Origin of the sequence: Amycolatopsis albidoflavus, assembly GCF_039525725.1 — a bacterium.
GTDB classification, from domain to species: domain Bacteria; phylum Actinomycetota; class Actinomycetes; order Mycobacteriales; family Pseudonocardiaceae; genus Amycolatopsis; species Amycolatopsis albidoflava.
Map to the genome: position 1 here is coordinate 413084 of NZ_BAAAHV010000003.1, position 19147 is coordinate 432230.

Annotated in this window: 16 protein-coding genes; 3 read left to right on the forward strand and 13 right to left on the reverse strand. The window is 68.4% G+C overall.

Translation table 11 applies throughout. The features are described from left to right. Positions 1 to 36: 36 nt before the first annotated feature. From ABD156_RS02990 to ABD156_RS03040, 11 genes are all read right to left on the reverse strand, one after another. On the reverse strand, positions 37 to 1149 hold the full coding sequence (locus tag ABD156_RS02990; RefSeq protein ID WP_344265926.1) for an ABC transporter ATP-binding protein: 1113 nt from the start codon (positions 1147 to 1149) through the stop codon (positions 37 to 39). Then, entirely contained in the window at positions 1146 to 2141 is a 996-nt protein-coding gene (locus tag ABD156_RS02995) for an ABC transporter ATP-binding protein (protein ID WP_344265929.1), read from the reverse strand. The genes ABD156_RS02990 and ABD156_RS02995 overlap by 4 nt, the downstream gene beginning before the upstream one ends. A gap of 4 nt (positions 2142 to 2145) precedes the next feature. Next, positions 2146 to 3081, reverse strand: a complete 936-nt coding sequence (locus ABD156_RS03000; protein ID WP_344265932.1) for an ABC transporter permease — start codon at positions 3079 to 3081, stop codon at positions 2146 to 2148. After that, positions 3078 to 4079 (reverse strand): ABC transporter permease, encoded by a 1002-nt coding sequence (locus tag ABD156_RS03005; RefSeq protein ID WP_344265935.1) that lies wholly within the window; start codon positions 4077 to 4079, stop codon positions 3078 to 3080. The genes ABD156_RS03000 and ABD156_RS03005 overlap by 4 nt, the downstream gene beginning before the upstream one ends. Positions 4080 to 4166: 87 nt before the next feature. Then, positions 4167 to 5858: an ABC transporter substrate-binding protein gene (locus tag ABD156_RS03010; protein ID WP_344265938.1), complete on the reverse strand. Its 1692-nt coding sequence runs from the start codon at positions 5856 to 5858 to the stop codon at positions 4167 to 4169. 427 nt (positions 5859 to 6285) lie between these two features. Beyond that, a complete protein-coding gene (locus ABD156_RS03015; protein WP_344265940.1) occupies positions 6286 to 6762 on the reverse strand; it encodes a uridine kinase family protein in 477 nt (158 codons plus the stop codon). A gap of 44 nt (positions 6763 to 6806) precedes the next feature. Beyond that, positions 6807 to 7244 (reverse strand): DUF2304 domain-containing protein, encoded by a 438-nt coding sequence (locus ABD156_RS03020; RefSeq protein WP_344265943.1) that lies wholly within the window; start codon positions 7242 to 7244, stop codon positions 6807 to 6809. Positions 7245 to 7253: 9 nt separating this feature from the next. Continuing rightward, positions 7254 to 7958, reverse strand: a complete 705-nt coding sequence (locus tag ABD156_RS03025) for a glycosyltransferase family 2 protein (protein WP_377926893.1) — start codon at positions 7956 to 7958, stop codon at positions 7254 to 7256. A 60-nt stretch (positions 7959 to 8018) separates the two neighbouring features. Beyond that, positions 8019 to 9965, reverse strand: coding sequence for a DUF6541 family protein (locus ABD156_RS03030; RefSeq protein ID WP_344265949.1), 1947 nt, complete (start codon positions 9963 to 9965; stop codon positions 8019 to 8021). Between the two features lie 83 nt (positions 9966 to 10048). Further along, a complete protein-coding gene (locus tag ABD156_RS03035; protein ID WP_344265952.1) occupies positions 10049 to 11353 on the reverse strand; it encodes a hypothetical protein in 1305 nt (434 codons plus the stop codon). Further along, a complete protein-coding gene (locus ABD156_RS03040) occupies positions 11350 to 12369 on the reverse strand; it encodes a glycosyltransferase family 2 protein (RefSeq protein WP_344265956.1) in 1020 nt (339 codons plus the stop codon). Before ABD156_RS03040 ends, ABD156_RS03035 begins: the two co-directional genes overlap by 4 nt. A gap of 111 nt (positions 12370 to 12480) precedes the next feature. On the opposite strand from ABD156_RS03040, the gene ABD156_RS03045 reads away from it, so the two are divergent. Beyond that, a complete protein-coding gene (locus tag ABD156_RS03045) occupies positions 12481 to 13578 on the forward strand; it encodes a UDP-N-acetylglucosamine 2-epimerase (RefSeq protein WP_344265959.1) in 1098 nt (365 codons plus the stop codon). 420 nt (positions 13579 to 13998) lie between these two features. Here ABD156_RS03045 and recR read toward each other — a convergent pair whose 3' ends face one another. Together recR and ABD156_RS03055 are read right to left on the reverse strand one after the other, a co-directional pair. Then, positions 13999 to 14595, reverse strand: a complete 597-nt coding sequence (gene recR, locus ABD156_RS03050; RefSeq protein ID WP_043834546.1) for a recombination mediator RecR — start codon at positions 14593 to 14595, stop codon at positions 13999 to 14001. Between the two features lie 3 nt (positions 14596 to 14598). After that, positions 14599 to 14955, reverse strand: a complete 357-nt coding sequence (locus ABD156_RS03055; protein ID WP_344265967.1) for a YbaB/EbfC family nucleoid-associated protein — start codon at positions 14953 to 14955, stop codon at positions 14599 to 14601. Between the two features lie 139 nt (positions 14956 to 15094). On the opposite strand from ABD156_RS03055, the gene ABD156_RS03060 reads away from it, so the two are divergent. Together ABD156_RS03060 and ABD156_RS03065 are read left to right on the forward strand one after the other, a co-directional pair. Then, on the forward strand, positions 15095 to 15913 hold the full coding sequence (locus tag ABD156_RS03060; protein WP_344266707.1) for an N-acetylmuramoyl-L-alanine amidase: 819 nt from the start codon (positions 15095 to 15097) through the stop codon (positions 15911 to 15913). 105 nt (positions 15914 to 16018) lie between these two features. Beyond that, entirely contained in the window at positions 16019 to 19117 is a 3099-nt protein-coding gene (locus ABD156_RS03065; protein ID WP_344265970.1) for a TIM-barrel domain-containing protein, read from the forward strand. Positions 19118 to 19147 lie beyond the last annotated feature (30 nt).

Genomic DNA, 19147 nt, shown 5'->3' on the forward strand with positions numbered 1-19147 from the left:
GAATCAGATTCCCTCAAGGAGCCCTTCACGGACGACTCAGAGGATCTCGGCGGCCGAACCGACGTCCGGCGGGCCGAGGTCGGGGTTCAGCGCCCCGGCGTCGACCAGTTCCACCTCGACCTTGTGCGGTTGGATCCGCCCGTCGCGGATGTCCTCCGCGTAGTGGCACGCCACCCGGTGCCCGGCGCCGATCTCGCGCAGCTGTGGGCGATCGGTGTCGCAGAGGCTTTCCTGCTTCCACGGGCAGCGCGTGTGGAAGCGGCAGCCCGACGGCGGATTGGCCGGCGACGGCAGGTCGCCGGCGAGCAGGATCTGCTCCCGGCTGTCCTCCACGACCGGGTCCGGCACCGGAATCGCCGACAGCAGCGCGCGCGTGTACGGGTGCAGCGGGTTCTGGTACAGCTCCTCCGACGTCGTCTCCTCGACCAGCGCGCCGAGGTACATCACGCCGATCCGGTCGGAGATGTGCCGGACCACCGCGAGGTCGTGCGCGATCACCACGTAGGTGAGACCGAGCTCTTCCTGCAGATCCTCCAGCAGGTTCACCACCTGCGCCTGCACCGAAACGTCCAGTGCGGACACCGGTTCGTCGGCGACGATCAGGTCCGGCTCCACCGACAGCGCCCGCGCGATGCCGATGCGCTGGCGCTGGCCGCCGGAGAACTCGTGCGGGTACTTCCGCAGCGCGGTCTCCGGCAGGCCGACCGCGCTCAGCAGCTCGCGCAGCCGCTTCGCGGTGGATTCCTTGTCCTTGTCGAGCCCGTGCGCGCGCATGCCCTCGACGAGGATCGACTCGACCGACTGGCGCGGGTCCAGGCTCGACATCGGGTCCTGGAACACCATCTGCATCCGCCGCCGCGCCTTGCGCAGCTGCTCGCCCTTGAGCTGGGCGACGTCGGTGCCGTCGAACACGACCTTGCCGTCGGTCGGCTCGTTGAGCCGCAGGATCGCGCGGCCGAGCGTCGACTTGCCGCAGCCGGATTCGCCGACCAGGCCGTAGGTTTCGCCGCGGCGGATCGACAGGTCGACCCCGTCCACCGCGAACACGTGGCCCACCGTGCGGTCCACGACGATGCCGCGCTTGATCGGGAAGTGCACCTTGAGGCCGGTGACCTCGAGCAGCACCTCGTCGGTGTTCGCCACCGTCATCGGGTTCCTCCTCCTGCCGCCACGGCGGGTTGCACCGGGTTGTGGCAGCGCAGCAAGCCGTTCCGGTCGGGAACCAGCTCCGGCGAATCTTCCAGGCAGGCCGCGACCGCGTTCGGGCAGCGCGGCGCGAACGCGCACCCGCCGTCCCACGGGATGTTGTCGGCGACCGAACCGCGGATCGGCACCAGCTTCTCGCCGCGGCCCTCGTCGAGCCGCGGGATCGAGGCCAGCAGGCCGTGCGTGTACGGATGCCGCGGCTGCGCGAACAGCGAATGCCGTTCCTGGCGCTCCACGATCCGGCCGCCGTAGAGCACGTTGACCTCGTCGCAGAGCCCGGCGACGACGCCGAGGTCGTGCGTGATCATCACCAGCGCGGTTCCGGTGTCCTGCACCAGTTCCCGCAGCAGGGCGAGGATCTGCGCCTGGATCGTCACGTCGAGCGCGGTGGTCGGCTCGTCCGCGATGAGCAGCCGAGGACGGCACGCCAGCGCGATCGCGATCAGCGCGCGCTGGCGCATCCCGCCGGAAAGCTGGTGCGGGTACTCGGAAAGCCGCCGCGTCGGGTCGGGAATGCCGACCTTGTCGAGCAGTTCCGCCGCTTCGATCCGCGCCTTCTTGCGCGGCATGTCGCGGTGGCGCTCCAGCACCTCGGTGATCTGCAGCCCGATCGGGATGACCGGGTTCAGCGAGGACAGCGGGTCCTGGAACACCATGCCGAGGTCGCGGCCACGGCGGTCGCGCATTTCGCGGTCGGACAGGGTCAGCAGGTCGGTGCCTTCGAAGCGCACCGAACCGCTGACGGTGTTGCCGCGCTTGGCGAGCAGCCGCATGATCGCGAGCGAGGTCACCGACTTGCCGCAGCCGGACTCGCCGACCAGACCGACCGTCTGGCCGGGTTCGACGTCGAAACTCACGCCGTCGACCGCGGTGAACGGGCTTTCGCCGCGGCGCTGGAACACGACCTTCAGGTCGCGGACTTCGAGAAGTGCCACGGGGTCACCGCCGGTTCTTCGGGTCGAGGGCTTCGCGGAGGGACTCGCCGAGCAGGGTGAACCCGAGCGCCACGATGATGATCGCGATCGCCGGGTAGTAAGCCAGCTCGGGCCGGATGTCGAGGAAGTGCTGGGAAGCGTTGCCCAGCATCAATCCCCACTCCGCGCGGGTCGGGTCCGGGTCGCCGAGACCGAGGAACGACAGCGCCGCGGCCTCCAGGATGGCGGTCGCCAGGGTCAGCGTCGCCTGCACGATCACCGGGCCGAGCGAGTTCGGCAGCATGTGCCGGAACACGATCGTCGTCCTCTTCACACCGAGCGACGTCGCCGCCAGCACGTGGTCTGCCTCTCGCTGGGCGAGCATCGAACCGCGCAGCAGCCGGGCGAAAATCGGCACGCCGATGATCGACACCGCGATGATCACCGTCCACTGGCTCGGCTTCGCGAACAGCGCCGCGATCGAAATCGCCAGCAGCAGCGAGGGAAACGCCAGCAGCACGTCGACGATGCGCATGAGGACGGTGTCGACCCAGCCGCCGAACGCGCCCGCGAGCCCGCCGATGAGCGCGCCGAGCAGCACGCCGATCACCGTGGCGAGCACGCCGACCAGCAGCGTCTGCTGTGCGCCGATCAGCAGCCGGGACAGGAAGTCGCGGCCGAAGTCGTCGACGCCGAGCGGGAAACCGGGCTGCGCGCCCGGAATGATGCCCCGGCCGAGGACGACCTGGTCCTGCAGATACCGGACCTGCGGGTCCTTCGGCGCGAGCAGCGGCGCGAAAATCGCCAGCAGCAGGAACAGCAGGGTGATCACACCGCCGACGATCGCGACCGGGCTGCGCAGCATCCGGCGCAGCGCCTCGGCGCCGAGGCTGCGCCCACCCGCCGAAGCGGCGGCGAGCTTGTCGATCGGCTCTTTCTTCTTGTTCAGCAGAGTGTTCACCGCACACGCACCCTCGGGTCGATGAGCCCGTAGGAAATATCCACGAGCATGTTCACGAGCACGTAGACCAGTGCCCCGAGAAGCAGCAGCGCCTGCAGCCGCGGGTAGTCCCGCTTGTCGATCCCTTCCGCCAGAAGGAATCCGAGGCCGCGGAAGTTGAACACTCGCTCGGTCAGCACGGCGCCGCCGAGCAGCGCGCCGGTCTGCAGGCCGATCGTGGTGATCACCGGCAGCAAGGCATTGCGCAGCACGTGCCGCTGGCGGACCACGGGCTGGGTGAGGCCCTTGGAGTTCGCGGTGCGGATGAAGTCCTCGTTGAACACGTCGAGCACCGACGCGCGGGTGATCCGGGTGATCACCGCGAGCGGAATCGTCGCGAGCGCGAGAGCGGGAAGAATGAGGTGCTTGATCGCGTCCCAGACCGCGTCCCATTCGCCGGTCATCATTCCGTCGAGAATGGCGAAATGCGTGACGACGGTGGCGTCGATGCCGGGAGCCTGCCTGCCTTGCGACGGCAAGCCGAGCGGCGTGGAAAGCAGGTCCTGCATCATGTAGCCGAGGAAGAAGATCGGCACCGCGACGCCGACCAGGGTCAGCACGATGATGACGTTGTCGACGACCTGGCCGCGGAACCGGGCGGCGAGATAGCCGAACGAAATGCCGGCCACCACGGCGATGATCATCGCCGAGATGCCCAGTTCAATGGTGGCGGGAAGGAAGGTGCCGATCTCCGACATCACCGGCCGGGCCGACACGAGCGAATTGCCGAAATCGCCGGTGATCGCGCGGCCGAGGAATTTGAAGTACTGCACGAAAATCGGCTGGTCGAGGCCGAGCACGTGGTTGAGGTTCGCCAGTTTTTCCGGCGTCGCCTTGTCCCCGAGCAGAGCGGACGCGGGCCCGCCGGGGAGTGAGCGCAACCAGGCGAACACCAGGATGGACAGGATGAGGAGCGTCGGGATCGCTTGTAGCAGCCGACGCACGAGAAAACGGAGCACGAGTAGTCCTTTGTGTACAGCCCGGGAACGAGGCCAAGGGCAGGCGCGGTAGCACCTGCCCTTGGCCTGGCTGCTCAGTGGAGCACGTCAGCCGATCGTGACGGTGTCGAAGCGTTCGTCGGTGAGCGGGCTGGCCACCACGCCCTTGATCTTCGGGCCGACCACGATCGCCGGCGTCGGGTAGGCGATCGGGATGGCGGGCAGGTATTCCATGATCTTCTTGTTGGCGTCCTGGTACGCCTTGGTGTGCGCGTCGCCGGCGGGCGCGGCGTCCGCGTCGGCGAGCGCCTTGAAGATGCCCTGGTTGTTCTGGTCGGTGAGGCCGAACTCCGGCTTCGGGCGGCCGAAGAAGGTGCCGACGAAGTTGCCCGCGTCGTTGTAGTCACCGGTCCAGCCGAGCAGGTGGATGTCCTGCTTGCTGTTCTGCTGCACGTCGTCCTTGTACCCGCCGTTCCACGACTCCGCGACCGGCTGCACGTTGATGCCGATGGCCTTCAGGTCCTCGGAGATCGCGGTGTAGGTGTCGGCCGGGTTCGGCATGTAAGGCCGGGTGACCTCGGTCGGGTAGTAGAACTTGAGGGTCATGCCCTCGGCGCCGGCTTCCTTCAGGAGCTGCTTGGCGCGTTCCTTGTCGTACGGGTACTTGGTCACGTCGTCGGTGTAGCCGGAGATCGCCTTCGGCACGAACTCGGTCGCGACCTCGGAACCCTCGGCCAGCTTGGAGCGCACGAACTGCTCGCGGTTGATGCCGTAGGCCAGCGCCTGGCGGACCTTGGGGTTCGCCAGCTTCGCGCCGTTGGGGCCGCCCTGGTTGATGCCGAGGTAGAGCACGTTGAACGACGGGCGGATCAGCACCTGCTCGCCGTCGTTGCGCAGCAGTCCGTAGTCGGCGGGGGCCGGGAAGTCGTACCCGTTGATGTCGCCCGCCTTGAGCGCCTGCTTGCGGGCGTTCTCGTCCGGGATCACCTTGAACACGAGCTTGTCCAGCTTCGCCGGCTGCGGCATCGTGCTGGTGTCGTTGCGCACCAAGGTGATCTGGCCGTTGCCCTGGTCCCAGCCCTCGAACTTGAAGGGGCCGGTGCCGGTCGGGTGCTTGTAGCCGTACTCCGGATACGTGATCGACGTGCCGGAGCCGGTGACCTTGTCCGCGTTGTACTTCTGCAGCGCGGTGGGGCTCTGGATCGCGAACGACGGCAGCGTGAACGCGGCCGGGAAGGCGCCCTTCGCGCGGGTCAGGTTCAGAACCGCGGTGTGGTCGTCCTTCGCCTCGCAGCTCTTGTAGACCGGCTGGCCCTTGGTGGTGCCCTCGTTGTTCGCGAAGCCCTCGAAGACGTCGCCGTAGTAGATCATCTGGCTCTGGGCGGTGGCGCCCTTCATGTTGTACCAGCGATCGAAGTTGAAGCAGACGGCCTTCGCGTCGAACGCGGTGCCGTCGCTGAACTTCACGCCCTGCTTGAGGTCGAACGTCCAGGTCTTGCCGTCGTTGCTCGGCGTCCACTTCGTGGCGAGCGACGGGGCCAGGTCAGCGGTGCCCGGCTTGTTCTGGATCAGCGTGTCCAGCATCTGCCGGGTGATCCGGAACGTCTCGCCCTCGTCGTTGAAGATCGGGTCGAACATCTTCGGGTTGCCGGTGTTGCCGAAGACCATGGTGCCCCCGGAACCACCGCCTCCGGACTCGTCGCGCTTCGATTCCGCGCACGCGGACAGCGAGACCGCGAGCGCGCCCGCGAGTCCGATCAGAGCTGCCCGGCGTGTTCGGGTCAGCCGCAATTGCTGCATCTGGCACCCCTTGGGAATGTTCGGTGTATCGAAATTCACCGTCGGCGGTCAGTTCGGGAAGACCAGTGCGATCGGTGTGTTCGGTGACACTAGCGGGAACTCGGCCCCCGCTTAAGCACGTGAGGTTACGATCGCGCTACGTAAGCCCCAAATTGACCGCAACGTGTCGGCAATTGTGCGCTCTGCGTAGCGAAAACCGCCGGTTTGGTACGTTGAGTGGCGGTTTGCTCACCCGGTTGGCCTAGCGGAGCGGGTTGTCCGTTCCGGGTGCCGTGGATGTTCCGGAACTCGTGAGACGGGCCTTCGGAGTTGCCCGCGAAGGACATCGGAACAGCCCGAATGTACTCGAGTTTCCAGCGCTCGCGCATTCCGCGCAATAGCCGTTTTCGCTGGCCGCAAACCGATGTCGAGCAGGCATTCCGGTTGTTCAGACCAGCTGGTCCGCCGCCTCGCGAGTGCCGTCGACGGCGAACCAGCCGCGTTCGAACAACTGCCAGCGCCGCAGCTCGCCGCGGGCCACCTCGCCGTCCCGGGCGACCGCCCTGGACAACCGTTCAGCCTCGGTCCCGCCCTCGATCCAGCACAGCCACGACAACCTCGACCGCAGTGCCCGGCGTCCACTCGAGACGCCTTCCAGCACCAGCACCTCGGGCACTTCGACGCGCACCAGCTCGCCGGGCCGCGGCGTGCCGGAGGTCCAGTCCACTCGGCGGTACTCGCCGGGCCTGCCTTGCGCCAGCGGCGTCAGCACGCCGTCTTCCAGCTGCGGCCACCACGCGACGGGATCGTCCCAAGTGGCGAAGGCATCGGTGCTGACCAGCGCGGCACGCGGCCCGAGAGCTTCGACCGCCTCAGCGGCGAGAGTGGATTTCCCGGCCCCGGATGGACCATCGATGGCGAGCACCCGGACGCCGCCGAGCCGGGCCGGAGCGGCGAGCAGCGCGGAGATCAGAGAACGCGTGCCGGGCTCGCTTCAGGCAGGCCGTCCACATTGTCGGGTGCGGACGTGCGCTTCTCCAGCTCCGCGATGCGCGCTTCGAGCTCGCGCTGGGTGTCTTCGAGTTCGCAGCGCAGCAACGCGGTCTCCTCGACCGCGGTCCGCACCTCTTCCTCCAGGTGCCCGACCTCGGTCGACAGCTGCAGCGCGACCAGCGCAAGCACCACGCCGGCCAGGAAAAACACGAAGTTCGACGGGGTGGCGACCCCGGTGAGATGCGCCAGGAACTCCGCGACCGGCGGGACCACCGCGAGCACCACGACGCCGAGCGCCACCACGAGCCAGATGCCGGCGTACTTCTCGCGCAGCTTGCGCCGCCGCATCATCTCGACGACGACGAGCAGCACCAGAGCCGCGATGACGATGCTCAGTACCTGCCAGCCTGCCATGGAGCCTCCCTACGCCGTGACGGACGAGTCGACGGACGGACGACGGCGCACGAGCGCGAGCAGCAGGGCGAGCCCCGCGCGGCCCAGGTACACCGCGGACTTCACCGGCGAATGGCTCGGTTTGCCGCCCGCTCGTTCGCGCATGACCACCGGGGTCTCCCGGATGGACAGTTTCGCCCGGATCGCCATCACCAGCGCCTCGACCGTGTCGCCGAGGTACTCGGCCGGGTAGTAGCCGGCGAACAGGCGGATCGCGCGCGGGCCCATCGCCTTGAACCCGGAGGTGACGTCGGTGAGCTTGCTGCCGGACAGCTTGCTGAACACCAGCGACAGCACGACCATCGCGTACTTGCGCGGCCCGACCGCGCGGTAGGCGCCCTTGCCGGCGAACCGGGAGCCGATCGCGATGTCGGCGCCCTCGTCGAGGAGCCGCAACAAGGCGCCGACCTCGTCCGGGTCGTGCTGGCCGTCGGCGTCGACCTGGACGACAGCGTCGTAGCCGCGGGCGGCGGCGTAACGGAAACCGGTGCGCATCGCGCCGCCCACGCCGAGGTTCACCGACAGCCGGGCCACCCGGACGCCGCAGGCGCGGGCGAGTTCGGCGGTGCGGTCGGTCGAACCGTCGTCGACCACCAGCACGTCCGCACCCGGCAGCGACTGCTTGACCTGGGCGAGCACCGAAGCGACACTGTCTTGCTCATTGAGCGCGGGCATCACGATGAGCACGCGTCGAGTGCTCACGGATGTGCTGGACACGGCAGCCACTTTAACCGCTCACTGACCGTTCGCTGTGGTAGGGCCGGTCACGCCGGACTGTCCGGCGATTTCGTAGATCGTCGCGCCCTCGTTGTGGAACACCACGCGGAACTGCGGGCCGGGCTGGACCCGCACCACGCCGACGGACTGGATCGCGTTTTCCGTGGCCAACCCCTTGCCCTGGATCAGATAGCGCACCCGCAGGTCGGTGAGGTCCGCGCGGACCCGCGGGTACTTGTCGATGTCGTTGACCCACGCGCTCAGGTACCCGGCCTTGGTGTTCGCCTCGGCGCCGTAGAAGGTCCACTCGACCGGCTGGACTCCGGCCAGTGCGTACATCCACACGGAACCGTCGGACCGGTTGTTCATCACCCGCTCGCCCGGCACGGTGTGCTGGCCCAGCCAGGCGAAGGCGGCTTCCTCCGCCTTGGACACGGTCGGCCCGTCCCGGTAGGTGACGGCCAGCCGGCTCGCGTTGCGGCCGATGTAGCCGCCCTTGCTCAGGCCGCCGCACACCACCAGCAACAGGACGACCCCGAGCACGCCGAGCACGGCCGGCTTGAGGTTGACCCGCGGCTGCACCTTCCGCGTGAACCAGGCGGCCCCGGTGTGCGCGAACTCTCCGAACGCGACCGCGCCCGCCAACGGCACCAGCGCGGCGATCCGCCAGTGGTCGTTGTAGAAGAGGCTGGTCATCTTCTGCATGATCGGCGAGTTGATGGACACCGTCAGCATGAAGAGGCCGCCGAACACGACGTACGCGGCGACCAGCCACAGCATCCGCCGGTGCCGCACCAGCAGGACGAGCCCGATGAACGCGGGCACGCCGATCCACCACTGCGGGAAGTCCGACATCGGCGAGAACGTGATCGTCTGGCCCAAGCCGCCGGCGAGCGTGGTCTCCGGCGCCCAGTACGCGCTCGTGACCCCGCCGGCGTTGTACAGCGAGGGCAGCACCAGCGGCACGCCGAGCACGATCGCCAGCCCGCCGGTCGCGATCAGCGACGGCAGGCTGCGCCGCCATTCGATCTTCTCGAAACGGCAGAGAACGGCGACAAGAATAAGCAGGAAATAAACAACGACCACGAACACGACGCTGGTGTGCAGACCGCACAACCCGGCCACGCCGACACCGATCGCGACCGGACCGGCGATGCCGTTCGGCTTCAGCAAATAGCGGCCGAGCGCCAGCATCGCCGGAATCAACGCGACGCCGGCGACGTAGGGCCACAACGGACCGCGCCACAACGAGTCGTACGGGAAGGCGCTGAACCACGTGCTGACCGCGGCGGCCGCGGCGGTGCCGAGCGCGGGCATGCCCCAGACCCGGCACAGCGCGGCGACCCCGAACGGCACGGTGAAAATCACCGCCAGCGCGGCCAGGTTCAGCGTGGGCATCATGGTCAGCCCGCCCTTGCCGAAGACCAGCGCGAGCAAGGCGTGATACGTGTCCGGGTAGAAGTAATTGCCCTGGTTCGGCAGGTTGGCGATAGTGCCCACGGTGGACGGCCGGGCGTCGCCGTGTTCGGCGATCCAGCGGACCAGGTTGCCGTGGAAGGGCGCGTCGAAGCCCTGCTGGACGGTGTTGATCCCGCCGGAGCCGCGCAAAAAGGTGACCGCGCCCACGCCCAGTGCGACGACGACGCCCGCCGCCATCACGAGGTGGTCGCGCAGCGGCAGCTTCGCCGGCTCCTCGCCCGCCCAGTCCGGGTGCCTGCGGGCACGCAGCCGCTGCGCCCCGAACGCCAGCCCGAAGCCGACGACGGCGAGCACCAGCGTCCACAGCACGACGTTGAGCAGCGACCAGCGGACGCCGAGGCCGCCCAGCACCGGGACGCCGAGCGCGATGATCCCGAACGTCAGCAGCGGCGCCGCCGCGGCGAGCGTCCACCCGCGCAACCGGATGGCCGCTCCGAAGACGAGCCCAGGCACCCAGAATGCAAGCAGCACCAGAAGAACGTTCATCGAATTCGAATCCAACCCTGATTGGCTTTCGCCATCCGACGCACGCCGGGAATCGGCGGCTCGGAACTCACACTACTGCGACGCTAAGAACACGCTTCACCCGTGTCAGAGGTTGCTTCCGCGGCCGAATTTGTGAGTACGAATACCAGCACGACGACGAGCCCGGCCATCGGCGCGACGGCGAGCGAAACGACGGCGCGCAGCACGGTGTCACCCGGAATGGCCAGCAGCAACGCCGCCGCGGTGACCGCGACCACTGCCCAGGTGATCAACACGCGGTTGGCCTGGGCGCGCGCCACCAGCACGGCGGTGAGCAACTGCATCGGCACCAGCAACACCGACGACCACACGAGCCCGGCGACCGCCCAGCCGTCCACCTGGTAGGCGGCTCCGTAGACGAGTTCGACCGCCCACGGCCCGATCAGCATGCCGACCAGCGCGCCGAGCGCGGCCAGCGCGAGCGCGGCGAAAGTGCCCAGCAGCAGGACTCGGCGCAGCCGGCCCCGGCCGTCCGCGGTGGCGGAGAGCCGCACCACGAACGGCACGGCGAGCGACTGCACCGGCGCGACCAGCGTCAGCGGCAGCCGGGCGATGACCAGCGCGGCGAACACCGCGCCGAGCCGGTCCCGGTCGCCGCCGGGAGCGAGCAGGCCGACCAGCGCGGGGTACCCGGTGATGACCGTCGCGGTAAGGGCCGCGCCGAGCAGCAGCATGAGCATCCGGCGGCTGGTGACCGCCCAGCCGTCGCCGTCCGCGCGGACGTCCAGCAGCCGCCACGCCTTGCGGATGAACAGCAGCCAGGCGAACGATCCGGCCGCGACCGCCAGCGCCAGCGGCACCAGCCGGTACGCGGTGGCGATCACCAGCAGGCCCAGCACCAGCGCGCGGACCGCGGGTTCGGCGACGATCAACCCGGCGAAGTGCTTGACCTGGTGCTGGCCGATCAGCAGGCCGCGCACGCCGAACTGGCAGGCGAACGCGATCCCGCCGGCCACCACCACCAGCGCGAGTTCCCAGGTGCCGTGGAACAGCCGGTCGTTGATCGGCGGGATGAGCAGCGCCAGCCCGAACGCCCCCGCGGCCGCCGCCGAGACAACCACGGCGCGCAGCGCCCCGCGGCCGGCGACGCCACCGGTCAGCGCCGCCGTCGCGGATTGCCGGGAGAGCTCCTGCTCCAGCGGGGACAACGCGCTGCCGAGGCCCATCAGCAGGCCCCAGAACGTGAGGAAGGTGGCGTACTGGTCCGGCGGCAGCAGCCGCGCACAGGCGACGGTGAGGACGTAGCCGAGGATGATCGCCGCGATCAGCGAACCGCCGAGTTTGCCCGCGGTGCGATGGGTGTCCCGGACGACCCCGTTGGCCGCCGCGCCGGTGTCCGCCACGCTCATCGGCGCCGCAGCCGGGCGCGCAAGGCGAGGAACAAACCGCGGAACACGCCCGACCCGAACCCGGCCGCGAACACCGGCAGCAAGGTGCCCACCGCACGCGCCTCGGCGGTGCTGGCCCCGCACTTCTTGACCGCGGCCGCGGCCGCCGCCGACCCGGCGATCCCGAGCGCGGCAGTCGTTTTCGGCTTCTTCACGGCCAGCCCGGCTCCGACCGCGCCGACCGCGAGCGCGCCGAACAGCGCGGTGCGCGCCGGGCCGGGCGAACCGAGGTAGGAATCCACGTACGTGGTGCCGCGGAAGAACGACTGCGCCCAGAACTTCTTGAGCGAATCGCGGCCGTGGTAGGTCCCGGAGAACTGCGGGGCGAGGTGAATGCGCGCGCGTTCGGCGATCCAGCGCAGCATGCGGGTGTCGTCGCTGGCCAGCCGGACGTCGTCGAACAACGATTCGAAAGCGGCGGCGGAGCCCTCGAGCAGATCGCGGCGGGCGCAGAAGAATCCGGTGCCCTTCGGGTACAGGTCGAATTCCTCGATGCCGAACGACGTCAGCTTCGGATCCGCGAAGTACTTGCGCCACGAGAACGCGACCAGCCCGGCCATGAAACCGGCGTACGGATTGTGCTCGGAGGCGACGTTGATGTGGCCGTTCCAGGCCGTGCGTTCGGGGTGGCCGGTCAGCTGGTCGCGCAGAAACCCGAGGCTGCCGGTGTCCACGATCACGCGACTGTCCAGCAGCAGCAGCCATTCGCCGGACGCCTTCGCCATTCCGGCCCGGCGGGCCTCGAACCGGCCGCTGTTGGACTGGCTCAGCACGGTGATGCCGTGCTGGTCGCGCAGCCGGGCGAGCCGGGCGGGCGTGCCGTCGGTGCTCCCGTCGTCCACGACAAGGATTTCCACCGGCCACCGCGCCGCCTCGGCCGAGGCGATCAACGCGCCGACGCTGCGGTCGATCCAGTCTTGTTCGTTGTAGACCGGAATCACGACGCTGAGCGATGGGAGGGGCGGATTCGCACTCACCCCGGCGAGGCTACCCTGTACCGGGCGGGGCGGAGCGCACAGCGTCCTGGCCCGCGGCGTTGACCTGCTGTTCACCCGGCTGTCGCCGGCCCGGAGATTGGGTAATCCACGGTGATTTCGTTCGTTGTCGGCACCACCGCGGAACTGATCAAAATCGCGCCGGTGTTCCATCGCGTCGCCGAGCGCGGAGCGAAACCGGAGATCTGGTTCACCGCACAGCACGTGGACGAGGTCGCGGACGTGCTCTTGGATTTGAAGCTGCCGGAACCCGCGCTGTGGTTCGTGCCGCGTTCGCAGGCCCACAATCTCGAGTCCCCGGCGCAAGTACCCGGCTGGGCGGCGCAGGTCATGCGCACCGCGTGGAGCCGCCGCGCCGAACTGCGCGCGCGGTTGTCGTCGGACGGCCGCCCGCCGCTGGTGCTGGTGCACGGCGACACGTTCACGACGCCGTACGGCGCGTTGATCGGCAAGAAGATCCTGAAGGCACGCGTCGGCCACATCGAGGCAGGCACGCGGTCGGGCAGCATCCTGTCGCCGCTGCCGGAGGAAATGAACCGCAAAATCGCCGGGAAGCTAGTCGACATCCACTTCTCGCCGAGCGAGCGAGAAGTGCAGAACCTGCGCAACGCCCGCGGCGTCGTGGTGAACACCGAAGCGAACACGGCGATCGACTCGATGCGCCAGGTCGTGGACCAGCCGCTGGATGTACCGGGCTTGCCGGAGAAATTCGGCTTGGCGACGCTGCACCGATTCGAGTTGGTTTCCCGCGCGGACAAGTACCGCGAGGTCTTGGAAATCCTGCGCGCGCAGAGCCGCAAGATGCCGATCCTGTACATGGCAGGCGCGCCAGAACGGGAAAAGATCCGCGCACTGGGCTTGGACAATCTGTTCGACGACAAGTTCATCGCCCAGCCGAAGATGCGGTACCTGAAGTTCCTGCCACTGGTCGCACGAGCCGAGTACGTCGTCACGGACTCCGGTGGCTTGCAGGAGGAATGCGGCTACCTGGGCCTGCCGTGCGCCGTCCACCGAGCCCGCACCGAACGCCACGTAGGGATCGGCGAAAACGTAATCCTGACCGAAATGCGCGGCGACAAACTGCAGGAATTCCTGGACACGTACCAGAATCGACGCGGCGAATCCTGGATGGACAAATACCACCCGTCCGACATCGTAGTGAACTCACTCGCACAACTGGGCTACTGCTAACCCAGCCACAACCAGCCACCCCTAACCAACCCAACCACAACGCGGGATCGCGTCGGCGTCTGACGGAGCTGCGTGCACGGCCCCCCGGGCCGGGCGCGCAGCTCCGTCAGACGCCGACTTAAAGGCGATCCCGCCCGCGGCGGCGAAGCCGACGCCAAAAACACAGTTGGCGACCTAACATCAAAACTAGAGCACGCGCCGCCAGCCCCTCGGCACGAAAGCTCACGACCAACCAGGCCATTCCGGCCCACAGTCGTTCGAGGCCAGTCACCAAACCCCTCGGTCCGAGGACCTCGGTGGTCCCTCTCGTCCCATAAAGAAGAACGACCTGACCTTCCCCACCGGCTTCATCGCCCGAGTATCCCAGCACACAAAAAAGGACACGGCACTACGGCCGTGTCCCTCCCTGCCGAAAAGCTCTTACAACGCTCGCCGCCCAGACAACGCGCGTCCCAAAGTCAGCTCGTCCGCGAACTCAAGATCCCCACCCATCGGCAACCCCGACGCCAGCCGCGTCACCGACAGCCCGGGGAAATCACGCAGCATCCGCACGAGGTAAGTGGCCGTAGCCTCCCCCTCAGTATTCGGATCCGTCGCGATGATGATCTCCCGAACATCCGCCTCGCCGATGCGCTGCAGCAACTGCCGCATCCGCAGCTGCTCCGGCCCGATCCCCGACAACGGATCCAACGCGCCGCCGAGAACGTGGTAGCGGCCCTTGAACTCGCGGGTCCGCTCGACCGCCAAAACGTCCTTCGGCTCCTCGACCACGCAGATCACCGTGAGGTCGCGGCGTTCGTCGCGGCAGATCCGGCACGTTTCCTGTTCCGAGACGTTGCCGCAGATCTCGCAGAACTGCACGCCTTCCTTGACCTTGCCCAGCACGTCCTGCAGCCGCGCGATGTCCGCGGGGTCGGCGGCCAGCAGGTGGAACGCGATGCGCTGGGCACTCTTCGGACCGACGCCGGGCAAGCGGCCCAGTTCGTCGATCAGGTCTTGGACGACACCTTCGTACAAGTGTCAGCCGCCGAAGCCGAGGCTGCCGAGGTCCGGCATGCCGCCGCCGAGGCCTCCGGCCAGCGGGCCCAGCTTCTGCTCGGTGAGCTTCTGCGCGCTCGCCGACGCGTCGCGCACCGCGGCGACCACCAGGTCGGCCAGGGTTTCGACGTCTTCCGGGTCGACCACCTTCGGGTCGATGACGAGGCTCTTCAACTGGCTGTCGCCGGACACCGTCGCGGTGACCAGACCGCCGCCCGCGGTGCCGGTGACCTCGGTGTTGGCGAGTTCCTCCTGGGCCTCCACCAGCTTCTGCTGCATCTGCTGGGCCTGCTGCATGATCTGCGACAGGTCGAAGCCGCCGCCGCCGGGTTGCACCATGATCGCACTCGGTCCTTCCGCGTTTGGGTGTTCCTCCCCAGCCTAGCCGCGCGCCCGGCGCGTCCGTCCTGGCGGCACGCGTGTGCTGTGGCACCGTGGTCGCGTGCGAGCGAAGACACTCCCGCTGCTGACCGGCCTGATGCTGCTCACGGCGTGTTCCGGCGGCGGCGAGACGCCTGCTTCACCTGCCGCCGCGCCGACGTCGAACGCCACCAGCTCGGCGGCCCCCAGCCCGAGCCCGTCGTCGAGCCCGCCGCCGGTGTCTTCGAGCCCGCCTTCGACGTCCGCGGCGCCGCCGGTCGGCTCGGGCAAGGTCGTGGTCCTCGATCCCGGCCACAACGGCGGCAACGCCTCGAACCCGGCCGAGATCAACCGGAAGGTGCCTGCCGGGCGCGGGCAGACGAAACCGTGCAACACCACCGGCACGTCGACCAACGCCGGGTATCCCGAGCACGCGTTCACCTTCGCGGTCGCGCAGGAGGTCGGGAATGCGTTGGCGGCCAAGGGAATCAAGGTCGTCTACACGCGGCAGAACGACTCCGGTGTCGGCCCGTGCGTCGACGAGCGCGCGCAGATCGGCAACAACGCGAACGCCGACGCGGTGGTCTCGATCCACGCCGACGGCTCCACTTCGCCGACCGCGCACGGCTTCCACGTCGCGTACTCAGCGCCGCCGTTGAACGCGGCGCAGGGCGAACCGTCGCTGAAGCTCGCACGCACCATGCGCGACGGAATCCGCGACGACGGCTTCGCCACCTCCACTTACATCGGTTCGGCAGGCCTTTCGCCACGAAACGATCTGGCCGGTCTCAACCTGTCGACCCGGCCGTCCGTGCTCGTCGAATGCGGCAACATGCGCAACGCCGACGAGGCCGGGCAGATGTCGTCGGCGGCGGGCCGGGCGCACTACGCGCAGGCCATCGCGAAGGCGCTCGAGGCGTACCTGGCCAGCGCCTGACGCAGAGAGCCGAAAGGGCTACTGAGCGGACAGAACACCGGACACCGCCTTCTTTCTTGATCGGTCCCGACTTACCGTCGCTGGGGACTTCTCGAGGAGGCGCCGGTGGCAACATCACTCCGAGGACGACTGGTGCGGCTGCTGGCCGTGACAGCCATGGCGGGCACGCTCGTGTCGACGGGAGTCGCCGAGGCCGCTCCACCGGCGGTGACCGCCGGGCAAGCGCGGTTCGAAGTCCTGTCCCCGACGCTGATCCGGACCGAATACGCGGGCGACGCCAAGTTCGTCGACGCCGGCACGTTCAACGCGATCGGTCGCGGCAGTTTCCCCAAAACCCCTTACACCGCAACCAAACGCGACGGCTGGCTGACCATCCGGACCAGCGCTGTCCAGCTGCGCTACAAGCTCGACTCCGGCGCGTTTTCCGACGACAACCTGACCGTCCAGCTGCGCACCGGCGGTCAAGACGTCACCGCGCGGCCGTGGGCGGGCAAGCTGACTCCGGCCTGCGCGTTCGGCACCCTGTGCGAGGCCGAACAACTGCAGCTCAACGGCCCGGGCGTGGCCAACGACCATCGCGGCTACACGGGCGACGGTTTCGCGGCGGGCTTCATCAATCCCGGCGACAGCCTGGCCTTCCGCGTCACGACGCCCGGTGATCAGCAACTGGATCTGCGCTACGCCAACGGAACCGGCGGCGACGGCCAGCACACCACGCGCACCCTCACCGTCCTCGTGGATGGCGCCAACGCACGCACCATCACCCTTCCGGCCACCGCTGACTGGGACACCTGGGCCCTCGCGACCGTGCCGCTCACCCTGCCTGCAGGACAGCACCAGGTGACCGTCAAGCGCGGCACCGCCGACTCAGGGAACGTCAACGTCGACAGCCTCGCCGTGGTCAACACCGGCACCGCCTACCCGCAGCCCGTGCCGCCCGCACCGACGCCGTGCACCTTCGGCACCCTGTGCGAGGCCGAGCAAGGCACCCTGTCCGGCGGCGCGCATCCGGCCAGCGACCACGACGGACACTCCGGCAAAGCCTTCCTGGCAGGCATGGAACGAGCCGGTGCGTCCGACGCGCTGACGATCACCGGCGTCCCCACCGACGGTCCCTACGATCTGCAACTCCGCTACGCCGACGCGACCGCCGTTTCCGGCCAAACCCAGCCAACCTCGTTGACGCTCCAAACCAACGGCACCTCGAACAACCTCACCCTGCCGTCGACCAGCAGCTGGAATTCGTGGCGCACCACCACAATCCCGGTCAAGCTCAAGGCTGGCACCAACACCGTCACGCTGTCCTGCCCGGACGCGAACTGCCACGTCAACCTCGACACGGTCGCCATCACCGCCTCGCATTCGGCACTGCTGGCCCCGCACGCGCCGCTCGGCGGTTACCGACGCGGCCTGGACGGGGTGGACGGCAGCGCAGTCTCCGCACCCGGAATCCTTTACCAAGACGGCTGGTCCCTCCTCGACGACACCGCCTCGGCCCTGTACGACCCGAACACCAAGGTCGTCACCCAACGCCCCAGCAGCGAGAGCTACCAGGACGGATACGTCTTCGCCTACGGCCAGGACTACGGCCGCGCCCTGCAGGAACTGGCCCAGCTGACCGGACCGTCACTGCTGCTTCCCCGCTGGGCCTACGGCGTCTGGTACTCCGAGTACTACGACCGCACGGCCGCTGACTTCCAGCAGACGATCGTGCCCAAGTTCCGCGAACAGCACGTGCCGCTCGACATGCTCGTCGTCGACACCGACTTCAAATCGCCGGACCGGTGGAACGGCTGGGAAATCGACCCGGCCCGCTTCCCCGACCCGAAGGCGTTCTTCCAGTGGGCACACGACCAGGGCCTGCACACGTCGCTGAACATCCACCCCAGCATCCGCGGCGACGACCCGCAGTTCCCGGCCGCGCAGGCGACCGCGAAGGGCAAACTCCAGCCCAGCTGCGGAAAGGACTGCTACGTCTTCGACTTCGGCGACCCCGACCAGCTGCGGGCCTACTTCGACCTGCACCGGCCGATGGAGCAGCAGGGCAACGACGTCTGGTGGCTCGATTGGTGTTGTGACGCCTCGAAATCCAGCCTCGCCGGGGTCACCCCGGACGCGTGGATCAACCAGCAGTACGCACAGCGCGGCGGCTTCGCGTTCTCCCGCGCATACGGCTCGCTGCAAGCCGGTGGATACAGCTCGCCGACAGCCGTGCCGACCGGACCGTGGGCCGACAAACGCACCACGCTGCACTTCACCGGTGACACGATTTCCGACTGGGCCACGCTCGCCTTCGAGGTCGGCTACACGCCCGGCGAATCCGCAGCGACCGGCCTGGCTTCGATCAGCCACGACATCGGCGGCCACACCGGCGGTTTGCAGCAGCCGGGCACGGAGCCGGGCAGCACGAAACTGCCCGACGATCTGTACGCCCGCTGGGTGCAGCTAGGCACGTTCCAGCCGATCGACCGCCTGCACTCCAACCACAGCGACCGGTTGCCCTGGCAGTACGGGACGGCCGCGGACGCGTCGGCGACGAAGTTCCTTAACCTGCGCGAAAATCTCGTGCCGTACACGTACACGCTCGCCCAGCAAGCCACCGCGACCGGGATGCCGATCGTGCGCCCGCTGTACCTGCAATATCCGGACCAGCAGGAGGCATACGCCCAAGCTGGCGGCGAATACCTGTATGGCCCGGACGTCCTCGTGGCTCCCGCGACCAGCCCGGGCAGCACGGCGACCACGAGCGTCTGGTTCCCGCCGGGCAACGATTGGACGGACTACTTCACCGGCAAAACCTACCGAGGCGGCACCACCGCGCAGATCACTACCGGTTTGGACACGATGCCGGTATTCGTGCGCTCGGGCGGAATCATGGTCACCCGCAGCGGCGACGTTCCCGGCGACGAACCGCTTACCGCCGCGACCGCCACGGTGGCTGGCGGCCACAACGGTGCGTTCACTCTCCAGGAGCAGGGCATCGCGACTTCCTTGCGCTACACCGAAAACGCGCACTCGGCGACGCTCGCGATCGGCAGCACGCAGCGGGCGTGGACCGTCCGATTCACCAACGCGACCGCGCCGTCCGCGGTGTACGTGGACGGTCGTCGCAGCGGAGCCTGGACCTGGGACGCCGCCACCCGGACCGTAACCGTGCAGGCACCACCGACGCCGCACCCGCTAAACGTGCGGCTCGTGCGGTAACCGCCCCGGGCGAGGTCCGTGAGGGGAACC

Excerpts from the sequence above, each read along its gene's own strand:
- ABD156_RS02990 (WP_344265926.1), bottom strand. The coding sequence starts at position 1,149 with ATGACGGTGGCGAACACCGACGAGGTGCTGCTCGAGGTCACCGGCCTC.
- ABD156_RS03010 (WP_344265938.1), bottom strand. The coding sequence starts at position 5,858 with ATGCAGCAATTGCGGCTGACCCGAACACGCCGGGCAGCTCTGATCGGA.
- ABD156_RS03020 (WP_344265943.1), bottom strand. The coding sequence starts at position 7,244 with ATGGCAGGCTGGCAGGTACTGAGCATCGTCATCGCGGCTCTGGTGCTG.
- ABD156_RS03025 (WP_377926893.1), bottom strand. The coding sequence starts at position 7,958 with ATGCCCGCGCTCAATGAGCAAGACAGTGTCGCTTCGGTGCTCGCCCAG.
- ABD156_RS03030 (WP_344265949.1), bottom strand. The coding sequence starts at position 9,965 with ATGAACGTTCTTCTGGTGCTGCTTGCATTCTGGGTGCCTGGGCTCGTC.
- ABD156_RS03035 (WP_344265952.1), bottom strand. The coding sequence starts at position 11,353 with ATGAGCGTGGCGGACACCGGCGCGGCGGCCAACGGGGTCGTCCGGGAC.
- ABD156_RS03055 (WP_344265967.1), bottom strand. The coding sequence starts at position 14,955 with ATGGTGCAACCCGGCGGCGGCGGCTTCGACCTGTCGCAGATCATGCAG.
- ABD156_RS03060 (WP_344266707.1), top strand. The coding sequence starts at position 15,095 with ATGCTGCTCACGGCGTGTTCCGGCGGCGGCGAGACGCCTGCTTCACCT.